Raw genomic sequence first — 12,181 nt, forward strand, 5'->3', positions numbered from 1 at the left:
CCTCCTTCTCCATATTTGACAGAAAGCCAGGCATTAGCCCTGGCTTTCTGCTTATGGTTCTATTCTTTCACATCGTATCTGCCTTGGATTTCGGGTTGTACTTTCGGCGCAACCGCGTTCAAAGCATCTACAGCATTTTTCTTACCTAACCAAACTTCATCCAGTGAAGAACTGACGGTAGCTATAATTTTCGCTTGATTTTTTAAATAATAGGTGACACCCGCTACGCCATTTTTCAGTAAATTATTCATCATGGCATCCTTAAATCCGGGCGGATGAGCGGCTGGATTCGCATCCACCCATTTCGCTACTAAAGCAGGATCCGTATACCACTTTTTCATTGTAGGCATCCATAAACCGCCACTGTATAGCTCGATGGCACCCTCAGGATTGGACATCCATTTAAACAGCATCCATGCTTCATCCGGATGTTTGGACTCTTTGAAGAAAACGGTAGCGCCGCTTAATGCAACGACAACCTCTTTTTTCAGCTTAGGAAGCACACCGATATCATAATTAACCTTGGCATTTCCCAAATCCAAGTTCATCCATTGGCCGCCGATTGCCATAGCTGCGATCCCTGATTGGAGAGCAACATTCATGGCCGGCATGGATTTAGCTGCTAGCGGAGACGGTGCAACATGATACACGTTGATGAGATCAGCAAGCTTCTGGATGGCTTCCGTACTCTCTGGTTGATTGAGGGTGAAGGTTTTTCCATCCTTAGAAATCCAATCGCCGCCATTGCTGTAAATAAAGTTATTTAATGGTTCTGACCATGTTTCAAATGTTACGCCATATTGCTTAATGCTTTTGGGATCAAAGCCAGGATCCGCAGCATTTTTGCCGTTTTTATCAATCGTTAATTTTTTGGCATTTTCTACAAACTGATCCCACGTCCAAGCGTTTTCTGCTTTGGTAGGCGGAGCACCGACACCGGCTTTTTCAAGTAAATCCTTGCGGTAAAACAAGCCAAAGGTTTCACCGGCTGTGCTGATCCCCCATGCATTATCCGGACTGTTCTTGTACCAAACGTAATCCAAGAAGTCTTCCTTCTTCGTTTCCCCGTCTTTTTTCAGCATGTCGAACAGATTGACGAATCTTCCCTCTTTTGACCAAGTATCACCAAGATCCCCAGTCATGTAGCCTGTATCTGGCATATCGTTACTAGCAGCCATTGCGGTAAGTTTTGTATTATAGTCCGCATTAGGGATTTGAATCGTATCGACAGTAATCCACGGATACTTCTCAGTAAATTTCTTCGTTGCATTTTCGATCGCCTTTTTCTCATCGGGGCTGCCCCAATAGGTAAACTTCAATTTCACCGGATCTTTTTTGGATGCTGCCGTTGTTGCCGGCGCTTTCGTCGCTTCGGAGCTTGAGCTTGTCGTCGTCGCGGATTTATCTCCACTACTGCTGCAAGCCGCTAAAAGCAAACTTGAAATCATCATAGTACTCACGATTACGGGGAATTTCCCGAAATTTTTTCTCATTTTTCTCTGACCTCCTCATGTTTATAAAGCGTTATCATTCCTTGCAATTTGAATTATAAGGGATCAGATCTCTCGAAAAATTACATTATTATTGTTTTCTTGCACTATTATTAGCACTTAAATACTCTAATCCTGAGGAAGCCAAATGGTGACCTTTGTGCCTTTCCCTTCTTCCGATTCAATATGAAGGCCATAGTTTTCTCCATACGTGATGCGAATCCTTTTGTTCACATTTTGGATGCCAATTGAATCGTTTTTCTCATCCAACAGGTGTTCCAGCATTTCTTTCGCTATTCCTTTGCCATTATCTTCAATCCGAAAATATCTATTTACATCTTCGATCCAGCAAGAAATCTTGATAACCCCTTCCATCTGCTGGGAATCAAATGCATGCACAAGCGCATTTTCTACGAATGGCTGCAAAAAGAATTTAGGAACCCCGTATACGAACAATCCTGGATCCATCTCATATTCGAAATGAAACTTTCCTTCAAATCTCTTTGTCATAATGTAAATATAACTTTTGAGGTACTCCCAATCATCCTTAAAGGGAACCAGTGGCTTTTGAGATTTTACGGTATATTTCAGCATCGTAGATAAACTGACAATCATTTCACTAACCTCATCCTGTCCGTTTTCTACAGAAATTAAATTAATTAAATTGAGCGTATTGTACATAAAATGAGGATCCAATTGAAGATTTAAAGCTGTTATTTCAGCTTCTTTTTCTTTAATTTTGCTTTCATAATTTTCTTCAATCAACCTCTGAATCTTTCCGTTCATTTCATTATATTTTTTACTTAATACAGCAAGTTCCCTGCTTCCTTCTTCCTTGATACTAGCATCAAAGTTGCCTTCCCCAGTCTTCTTAATCGCTTTGAGCATGTTGCGAATAGGTTTGGTAATACGGTCTGTAATAAAATAAGAAGTGAAAAAGGAAATGATCAATAAGATAAAGACAGAGTAAATGATATAAGTCTTCATCGTATCCAAGATTTTACCTAACAATTGATCAGGTGGGATAACCACAGCGGAAGTCCACCCCGTTACTTTGGAGGTATCAAAGCAAATGATCCTATTTTTGCCGTCAATCTGAATGTTTGCTGTACCGCTGCCTTTATCAACGATTTCATGAAGCCAAGGCCATTCCGCTTTCTTGCTAATTTGGGTTGGATCTTGATGGGATACGATGTCACCTTCCTTCGTCACGACAAAAAAGTAACTTCCATCAACAGGGGTAATCCCGGTAAATGCTTTTTGAAAGAAATCTGCTTTGTAATTAACAATTAACACAGGTTTTTCAATATTCGGGGGAAATGTATGATAATTTAAACCGTCAAAATAGGACCCATTGATCATCTCGACAGCGGAAAACATGTGACGGTATTCGACATTCGCATCTTTCATATAATCCAGGTGGAACATACTGGAGAATTCATAAGTCGGAACCCATTCGATTCTACCGTCGCTCTTAATAGCAGTCTGATAAAGCTGCGTATTTTCCAATACGCCTGAAGGAATAAAGTTTTTGTAGCCGCCATTGTTCGAGGCCATGGTTGGGCCAAATGTATAGTAACTGGTGGCTAATTGCGAGGAATAAATGTCCGGGGAATGCGAGAAATATTTGTCCATAATGACCGATATTTTTTTATCCAACAAATTAATCTGATAGTCTTCCTCCGGCTTGATCTCGGAAAAAGTACTGTAAAGATCCTTATCCACCATAAATGACAAAATATTATCCGTCACCTGCGACAGCTTGGTGTCCATAATTTCATTATTTTTTTTGACAATTTCATACACATTTTTCTGTACGATGTCCGATACGACATTTTTACTAACCGAATAATATTGGTAGCCGAAGAAACTAAGAGGGATCGTAATCAGCAGCAAATAAGTCACCACCAGCTGAGTTTTAAGCCCAAACTTTTGTGGGAATGTGAGATTAGCTTTTGATTTCATACTAGGATTCCTTTCCTGTCAAATGCCTGAATTTATTAGGTGAGATCCCTAGTTCTCTTTTGAACAGCCGAATGAAATAGGCCGAATCCTTGTATCCGATTTTAACGGCAATATCAGAAATTTTATGATCCGAATTGGTTAGTAATCGCTTCGCATTATCCATCCTGACCTTGATCACATAATCCGATAAACTCGTACCGGTGTGGTTTTTAAATAAACTGCTAAAGTAAGAGGTGTTAAAATGATACATTTGCGCAATTAACTCCAAAGACAGTTCTTCCGCGAAATGTTCTTGAATAAAGGTCATACACTTTTCAACAATGATGCGATTTTTATCCTTCCCAGCCGTTTGATAAAGATCGATCATCTTCAGCAGGATCTTTTTCGTCCAATAACGCAGCTCATTATAATCCTCACAGGAAACCAGCTGAATTCTAATTTCCCTCAGGCTCATGTGATACTCTTCCTCGCCAATGAAGTGTTTGGCCGCTTTTAACTGAAACACGATTAAACGAATGACATCTTCTTTGATTTCCGCCGGATTCAAATGGGTTAAATGTGGAATAGGTTCAAAAAGAGCATTTATGCTGTTATTCATTGCATCCTTATCGCCCTTTTTTATAGCAGCCAACAGTTCTTCCTCTTGTCCGGCCAAAGGATTAACTTTCGATGTCTCCCTCGTCATTTCCTCAAAAAAAATCGCTTGACCTGAACCGAGAAAAAACTTGCGCTGCAGCGCGGAAAGAGCTTGTTCGTAACAACTCTTACCGCTCACCATCATTTCGGTCCATGCCGCCCCTACTCCGACCGTTATTTTCATGCCGTGTTCCGCTTTACAATTGGATATCCAGTTTTCCAAAATGACTAACAACTCTTTGGGACGGAATAGTCGCGCCTCCTTACTTGAAACAACAAAAGCCACGGTACTCTCTTGCCCATCCAGGAAGAATGAAATCACATGTCCACGACTCTTTAAAAGCGACTTTAGCTCCATATTCATTTGATGCATGATTCGCTCTTTAGACGCTTCTATAGGATTGCTTGTTCCCAATTCCGTAATCAAAAGGATACCAGTTCCCTCAGTTCCAACCGCTTTTTCCAATTCTTTCGACTCAGCTTCGTTTAACTGACCATGAATCCATTTATTTAAGAGATGGGTTTGATACACAGGCAGTGATTCGTCTAACTTCCGCGCCATATCTTCCCTTCTTTTATTCTCTGAATACTCTAGTTCAAGAACTTGGTCGATCTTCAAAAGTAGCTTTTCAAGACCTGATTTTCCAAAAGGTTTCACAATGTAATCAAAAATACCGAAACGTATCGCCTTTTGGGCATATTCAAATTCTCCATAGCCGGTAAGCAAAATCACTTTGGCGCGATTTTTATTCTCATATAGGGCCTCGACTAGCTGTAAGCCGTCCATTTCAGGCATTCTAATATCCGTCATAATGACATCCATAGGGTTGTCCTGAATAAAATCAAGCGCTAATCTACCGTTAAGAGCCTCATACACCTTATATTCGGGACGCAAAGCTCTGACAATATTGGCCAATGCCTTTAATTGTCTGGATTCATCATCTACCAGGAGCATTTTATACATAAACAGAAGCCACCTCTCTCTTAGATGCATGTAAACCAAACTCCATATTTATTCACTATTCTACAATAACCTTATACAATTACAAGCGCTTTCAAAAAAGTGCTTATACATCTAAACTCTCTCCGCCATAAAGCGAAGAGAGAATGCCGACATGCGGCATTCTCTCCTTCTTTTGTATTATTTTTTTAGAGCAGCATCAAAATCCGCCTTTTCTTTTTCCAATAATTGCGCCCATTGATCCAGCAATTGCTTAGCCGTTATTTTCTTCGCCATCAGTCAACCTGCTCGCCCCTTTCGTCTCCTGCCTAAGGTCATCATTTCTCCAACGGTTCACTTGACCGTCCAATCGGACGCATTCGCGCTATCATTTACCGTTAAAGAATTTACCAAGCTGGAAGCAAACACCTGCATCTCGTCCAAACTAATATTCGTTCCGGTGCCCGCTGTCATGCGTAATCAGAACGATAGTCCGACCTTGTATGTGAACACGAAACGATGTAAATAAAACCGTCAATCGGGCCCGTGAGCCCCTCACTATACAAAATTAACATCACTAAACGGAGCCTTCTCATTACATGTAGTACACTTTCTATTGCTTAAGTAACGGCAGCCCCAGCTCTCTGTGCCGCTGAGCACAGTCTGCACAGTAATTGCGTCTGCCTCCGCTTTTGTAAGATGCCGTGACCAACGTACCCGGCTCCCCGGGTCGGCTCCCGGCCCATTGCTGCCGTATTCCCCGTAACGGGCCGTCAGTTCGCGTGCGGGATCACGCCAGTTGTTCCAGCCATCCGGATGAATATGCTTCTCCATATAACAATGGAGAAACAAGACATGTGCATAAGCCCGCCAAGGTCTGCCTAGGAAAACGCTCTGCTCCGGAGCGCCTCCCGTCAGCGAGCAGTTCAGAAACACATATCCATAAGGCTGCCCTTCAGGTGCATTCGATGCCGTAATATAGCCAGTTTTCGGATTCAAGCCATTCATTTCATCTCCGGTACGTGTTACGCTTCGAATTTCGCAGCGTTCAAAAACGACCGTCGCCGACCCGAAAATAAAGTCAACCGTTCCTTCAATATAGGAATCTACGAAATATTGCCGTCCGTTCCCAGGTGTATACAGGGTATCCTGACGGCCTAGCAAGCGGATCCGGCGGAAGACGGCTTTGTCTCCCTCCGAATGCAAAGCAACCGCTTGACCCACAATATCCCCACAGCCCGCATCATTGCTTATCGTCAGGTTCTCCCCATGAAATTGATCGGCATAAATGTACATGCTGCAGCTCTTGAAGGTGCCAATCTCCTGTCCATCTGCATCCTTCATGCGTGCGTAGTCACCATATACCAACACCGTCTCTAGCATGCTTTCGCCAAACAGGGTAAGATTCCGTTTGCTTTGCGGGACTATAAGCTTCTCCCGGTATATCCCCTTGCGGATATATATAACAGTACGATTCTCCGAATGGTCAGGCACAGCGTTGATCGCTTCCTGAACAGTTCGAAAATGCCCGCTGCCGCCGCCGGCATCCACTACGAGTTTGTCCATTTTCTTCTCCTCTTGTTCCTTTAAACTAAGCCGTCCATGGCCGCACAGGCAAGAATAAAAGCGCCCATTCCATGAAGGTCGTTTTCACTAACCGGACGGGAACAATAATAGGAATAATCACCGGCAGAAGTACCTATACATATGTCCGGTACTACCAGACGATCCTTCTCATCAAAATAAACCCGCTCCGTCAAGCCTCGGAATCCCCGGCGCGCAGCTTCCAAGGCAGTATCACCGACACATCCGTGCTGAACGGCTTTAGAAATAGTATAAACGAACAAGCTGCTGCACGAGGTTTCTAACCAATTGTCCGGCCGATCCCCTTTATCCACTACCTGATACCATAATCCCGTCTTCTCATCTTGAAACCCGATAAGAGCGTGAACGAAGCGGTGTAGCACCTGCCCCAATCCCTCCCGGCCGGGATGATCCGTCGGCAATACGTCAAGGAAATCAACCAGTGCCATGCCATACCAGCCAAGTGACCTCCCCCAAAACTCAGGAGAACACCCGGTATCTGGATTCGCCCAAGGAAACTGTCGACTCTCATCCCATGCGTGGTACAGAAGCCCTGTACGCTCATCTGACATATGCTTCCGCATTAAATGTTCCCAGTCAAGCACCATCTCTATCAGCTTTGGATCTCCATACTTCCGTGCATAGATGACTGCAAAGACGCCGCCCATGTAAAGGCCGTCCAGCCACATCTGGTACGGGTATTTATCCTTGTGCCAAAAGGCACCCTCCGTTGTTCGGTTCAAGGTATTAAACAGCTGGCGCAGTTTCTCCGCCGCCACCCGATACCGCCGATCATCAAATTCTTCATCCAGCGTAAACAGAAGCAAACCGGCCATAATGGCATCCAGTTCATCTCGGGCAAAGAAAAAATTTCCATTCGGATCCACAAGAGAGTCAACATAACCCTTTGGATAGTTCAGGTATACGTCCTCCCCTGTTTTTTCCCAGACCTGCAGCATGCCATATAAAAAAATACCCGCATGATAATGCCACCTTCCTGCAGGCGGCAGCTCCTCGGGTTTAAATTTGGTCATCAGGGAATCACAGGCGGATTTAGCCCACTCGACGGGCGTTTGCGGCAACGTTTCTTTAATAAGACTCATGACAGGTAAGCTCCTTTCGAAAAGCAATTATTCGAATAATCGTGTAAGAACGGGAAGCGGCTTCGGCTTCAATCCGGCCAACTCATGGCATAACCACCGAATGAGAATCGCCTGCGTTCCCGCATTCATATCCCCTTCGACCAGCCCCAATCCAAGCGGAACGGCCACTGGCATTTCGGGATAATATTCGCCTTCTTTCACCTGTGCCACATTAGGGGCGGCAGGAGAATGGGCCAGTTCTCTGGAGAATCCGCCGTCTTGCTGCTTTAGCCTTGTCAGATTGATCAGAGTAATTTCTGCCATTTCGCTCATGTCCTCTGGTGGAATATTCAGCTTCATTGAAGACAGCAGATTGATCGGATTGCGTATGTAGCACATATCCTTTGCATCGTCGTTCCGAAGTGTAAATTTTATGCTTTGATACATCTCACTAACCCTCGGAAGCGGAATTTGAAACCTGTTATAAAACGTATGCAGCTTGAAGGTCCCCGAAATTCGGACATACCAACCTCCCTCTCCCCATAGCCCTGTATGTCGGTCTTGAATGAAATCGAAATAGTCAAACGCCTCTTTAAGAAATGGTTCCCGCTCCTCTTTTGTCAATTGCCCAATGTAAGGAGCGGAATTACACAACCGATCGCATCCACGCCAACTATTGGCTAGACTGATGCTTCGAAGCCATTCTCCGTAAACTTTTGAAGACCTCATATATTCAGGCGAAGCTTGTCGCTCCTTTGATAAGGGGTAAAGCGGAGTCCCTCCAAGTTTAGCCATGGAATGAATGCTGTAGCCGATGGCCCGGCCCACCATAACGTCATCCAATCGCATGTTAGGGTCTTCATCATAGAAATTCCCGGACTTTGGATCCTGTTTTGCTTGATAAAAGCGTACCATACGTTCTTTGCGTTCCGGACTCAGTTTCTCCAAAATCCCGCAGCGTTCCATAATGTTGATTGCCTGGGACGTAGATTCAATGTCAGGTAGGAATACACCTGATTCCTTAGAGCTTCGAGCGTAGAAGAAGCCTCCGGTTGCCTCGTCATACTGATCTTCGAGCCATTCAAAGAACCCTTCGAATACCCGATCCATTTCCTTCAAAATGTTCTCGATGCTTTGGTTCAACGCAAATCCTCCCCACTCTTTGGACCGATCGGCTGGTATCGGAATCGACGGAATGCCGCCGTTCCGTCACCTACGGCATCAAGCCCAATTCGTAAGCTGAGGAAACCGCCCAGCGTATTATGATGCAAGCCGGAAGCGTCCACCGTTTTATCATACTGATTCCAAATCACGCCATCCTCGCTATAATGGAAGGAAACGATATGACGATCATTGCGAATACGTAAAAAGGTGCTGCTCCCCTGCACCGGGATGGTCCTGTAGTTCTTAAAGCTGCGGAAATGGCGGATTCCGGACGTCGAAACTCCCAGACCAAGCTGGGCTTCATCGTTATAGTAGAGTACGAGCCGCCCCTCCGCCTCGCCGGCGGCGGCAATTTCTACCGTTACCTCATAGCTCTCGTCACCCGGCATATACAAAAGTGGCGAACCCTTTTCTTTTTCCTGTCGGCCTACCGTAACAAGTGCTCCGTCTGAAACCCGATAACGCTCCTCCGGAGGATGACCACTGCACTGCCACTGAAGCCCCAGCTTAATCCCGGTAAAGTCGTCCTCCATCGGCATTCCGCTATCCGGCTCCGATCTCATCTTCATTGCCGTACCTGATGGTTTAAACCAACCATCCTCCGTAAACTCGACTGGCTCAACCAGCGTTTGCCTGCCTAATGTATGGAAGCTGTTCAGATAACCGTGATAGACCACCCACCAATCTCCGTCCGGGGTATCGATCAAAGAGGCGTGTCCTTTGGACCACCAAAGCTCGTCCCGAGATAACGTCCTTACAATCGGATTGTAAGGTGAATGCTCCCAAGGCCCCCAAGGGTTAATAGATCGTGACGATACGGCCATATGGCCGGTAGGAGGACCCGCCGTCCCTCCCTCTGCAACGGTTAAATAATAGTATCCATCCCGGTATGTCACCTTTGGACCCTCCAAACTGAAGGCCTCCACCACCCAATCTTCTGGGTACTTCCAACCTTCATAGACATGTCTGGGCGATTCAATCACTGACAGTCCGTCTGGTGCCAGCTCTACAAAATCCCCGCCGGAGAGATGCAGATACCGCTTGCCGTCCGGTGCCGCAATATGTCCCGGATCGATTCCCCTGATCTTAAGATCAACGGGGTCACTCCATGGTCCTAAAGGCGACGGTGCTGTGATTACCCAATTCGTCCGGTTTGCGGGGAAATAGATATAATAAGTTCCCTTGTGCTCTGCAAAATCAGGCGCCCAAACATCCCCGACATACTGACGGAGAGCAGCTGAAACCGGCTTCCAATTGATCAAATCCCGGGAATGCCAAATCAGCAGCCCCGGCAAATACTTGTAAGAGGTATGCGTCATATAATAATCACGCCCGACCCGAATAACCGATGGATCCGCGTAGTTGCCTCTCATTGCCTGCAAAGGATAAGCGCTTATTTGCTTCATCAATGACAGCCTCCCAATTTCAATTACCCCTTAACGGAGCCTACTAAAGCGCCTTTAGCGAAATATTTCTGCAGGAACGGATAAACAATAAGGATCGGTAAAGTGGAAACCACAATAACGGCCATTTTTATCGTTTGCTCCGGCGGCTTGACGAACTCGTTGCCCGTATCAGCCGCCATGCCGCTCGCCGCAATAACAATTTGGCGCAGCAGAACTTGAATCGGCCATTTGTCCGCATCATTCATGAACATAATCGCCCCGAAGTAAGAGTTCCAGTAGTTGACAGCGTAGAACAAAGAAATCGTAGCCAGAGCCGGCATCGATAACGGCAGAACGATCCGGAATAGAATGCCGAAATCCCCGCAGCCGTCGATCTTGGCCGATTCCTCCACCCCGTCAGGCAAGCCCTGGAAGAAGCTCCGCAATATAATCAGGTTGAAAGCGCTGATCGCTCCAGGAAGAATTAAAGACATATACGTATCGATTAATCCAAGGTTCTTCACGATCAGGAAAGATGGAATCAAGCCGCCGTGGAACAGCATTGTGAACACAATCATTAGATTCATCGTTTTGCGGCCATCCAAATCCCTTCTCGTAAGGCCGTAGGCCATCATAGAGGTGAGAATCATACTGATCAGCGTGCCCACGGCGGTAACCCCGATGGATACACCCATGGCTTTGAACAGTGTGCTCGTTGAAAAAATATAGCGATAGGAATCAAAAGTAAAAACGGTTGGAAACAAGACGAACGGTTTGCGTGCTATTTCTTCCGCAGTCGTAAACGACCCCATCACCACGTGAAGGAACGGAAGCAGCATCAAAATAGCGATAAGGCTAAGCAAGAGGATGTTGAAAAAATCAAACATCCTGCCGGCGAATGTTTTATCTGTAATCATCGTTGGACCTCCTTCATAGTAGCGATTCTTAATAAACGCCGTCTTCGCCGAATTTCTTCGCCAGCCAGTTGGAGGCTAGCACCAGGGCAAAGCCGATGACAGATTTGAACAAGCCGACGGCTGTACTGAAGCTGAACTGTCCCTGTTTTAAACCTGCCGTATAAACAAACGTATCCAGAATTTCCGCCACGTCTTTATTCATGGAGTTGAGGATCAGATAAATATGTTCAAAGCTGGTATCCAGCACATTTCCGATTTTGAGAATCAACAGCACAACAATGACATTGCGGATGCCAGGGAGCGTAATGTGCCAGATTTGCCGGAGTCGGCCGGCTCCGTCCATACGTGCCGCCTCATAAAGGCCCGGGTCAATAGACGCCATTGCCGCTAGGAAAACGATGGTTCCCCAACCCGCTTCTCTCCATATCACTTGCAGAACATACATGGGATAAAACCATTCCGAGTTCATTAGGAAGTTGACAGGCTGTAAGCCGAGAATAACCATAATTTCGTTAATTATCCCTCCGTCCATGGTCAGCATAACGAAAGAGATGGATACAATAATGACCCATGAAAGAAAATGGCGGAATATAAACGATCGTCTGAACAAGCCGTTTGAAGTAACCGTTCGCTACTTCATTCAGCATGACCGAAAGAAGAATGGGTACCGGGAAATAGAAGAAGATATTGACCACGAATACAATCAGTGTGTTCTTAAAGATCTGCCAAAACCCCGGGTCGGTAAACAACCGGCGAAAGTGTTCCAGCCCAACCCACTCGCTTCCCAAAAAACCTTTGTAAGGTTGATAATCTTGAAATGCGATGACGAGTCCAGCCATGGGGATATATTTGAAAATAATAAAATATATAAAGCCTGGCAAAACCATAAGATAGATAAATTTGTTCCGCAGAACCCTTTTCCAGAACGTGTTTTTCGCCTTTGAGACCGATGCCGTCTCCGCCCGAGCAGCTATATGGTTCATGATGTGGGCCTTCCTTTCTTGTTGAAAGATAAGGC

General features: G+C 45.4%; 8 protein-coding genes and 1 pseudogene. All 9 read right to left on the reverse strand.

Annotated features, from left to right (window positions below):
* Positions 1-59: 59 nt before the first annotated feature.
* Positions 60-1,493: an ABC transporter substrate-binding protein gene (locus QFZ77_RS29805; protein WP_307445208.1), complete on the reverse strand. Its 1,434-nt coding sequence runs from the start codon at positions 1,491-1,493 to the stop codon at positions 60-62.
* Positions 1,494-1,619: 126 nt separating this feature from the next.
* Positions 1,620-3,455, reverse strand: a complete 1,836-nt coding sequence (locus tag QFZ77_RS29810; protein WP_307445210.1) for a sensor histidine kinase — start codon at positions 3,453-3,455, stop codon at positions 1,620-1,622.
* A gap of 1 nt (position 3,456) precedes the next feature.
* Positions 3,457-5,055, reverse strand: a complete 1,599-nt coding sequence (locus tag QFZ77_RS29815; RefSeq protein WP_307445213.1) for a response regulator transcription factor — start codon at positions 5,053-5,055, stop codon at positions 3,457-3,459.
* 534 nt (positions 5,056-5,589) lie between these two features.
* Entirely contained in the window at positions 5,590-6,597 is a 1,008-nt protein-coding gene (locus QFZ77_RS29820) for a pectinesterase family protein (protein ID WP_307445216.1), read from the reverse strand.
* 20 nt (positions 6,598-6,617) lie between these two features.
* Complete coding sequence (locus QFZ77_RS29825; protein ID WP_307445218.1) at positions 6,618-7,718, reverse strand: glycoside hydrolase family 88/105 protein; 1,101 nt, start codon at positions 7,716-7,718, stop codon at positions 6,618-6,620.
* A gap of 27 nt (positions 7,719-7,745) precedes the next feature.
* Positions 7,746-8,840 (reverse strand): hypothetical protein, encoded by a 1,095-nt coding sequence (locus tag QFZ77_RS29830; protein WP_307445222.1) that lies wholly within the window; start codon positions 8,838-8,840, stop codon positions 7,746-7,748.
* Positions 8,837-10,267, reverse strand: a complete 1,431-nt coding sequence (locus tag QFZ77_RS29835) for a family 43 glycosylhydrolase (RefSeq protein WP_307445224.1) — start codon at positions 10,265-10,267, stop codon at positions 8,837-8,839. The genes QFZ77_RS29830 and QFZ77_RS29835 overlap by 4 nt, the downstream gene beginning before the upstream one ends.
* A gap of 23 nt (positions 10,268-10,290) precedes the next feature.
* The gene (locus tag QFZ77_RS29840; protein WP_307445227.1) at positions 10,291-11,163 is read right to left on the reverse strand and encodes a carbohydrate ABC transporter permease; all 873 of its coding nucleotides are present in this window, start codon (positions 11,161-11,163) and stop codon (positions 10,291-10,293) included.
* Positions 11,164-11,191: 28 nt separating this feature from the next.
* Positions 11,192-12,146: pseudogene (locus tag QFZ77_RS29845) on the reverse strand (ABC transporter permease).
* Between the last annotated feature and the right edge of the window lie 35 nt (positions 12,147-12,181).

It is taken from the genome of Paenibacillus sp. V4I3 (genome assembly GCF_030817215.1).
Classification (GTDB): Bacteria; Bacillota; Bacilli; order Paenibacillales; family NBRC-103111; genus Paenibacillus_E.

Bases quoted from the DNA above. Each gene is read 5' to 3' on its own strand.
- QFZ77_RS29805 (WP_307445208.1), bottom strand. From the start codon at position 1,493: ATGAGAAAAAATTTCGGGAAATTCCCCGTAATCGTGAGTACTATGATG.
- QFZ77_RS29810 (WP_307445210.1), bottom strand. From the start codon at position 3,455: ATGAAATCAAAAGCTAATCTCACATTCCCACAAAAGTTTGGGCTTAAA.
- QFZ77_RS29815 (WP_307445213.1), bottom strand. From the start codon at position 5,055: ATGTATAAAATGCTCCTGGTAGATGATGAATCCAGACAATTAAAGGCA.
- QFZ77_RS29820 (WP_307445216.1), bottom strand. From the start codon at position 6,597: ATGGACAAACTCGTAGTGGATGCCGGCGGCGGCAGCGGGCATTTTCGA.
- QFZ77_RS29825 (WP_307445218.1), bottom strand. From the start codon at position 7,718: ATGAGTCTTATTAAAGAAACGTTGCCGCAAACGCCCGTCGAGTGGGCT.
- QFZ77_RS29835 (WP_307445224.1), bottom strand. From the start codon at position 10,267: ATGAAGCAAATAAGCGCTTATCCTTTGCAGGCAATGAGAGGCAACTAC.
- QFZ77_RS29840 (WP_307445227.1), bottom strand. From the start codon at position 11,163: ATGATTACAGATAAAACATTCGCCGGCAGGATGTTTGATTTTTTCAAC.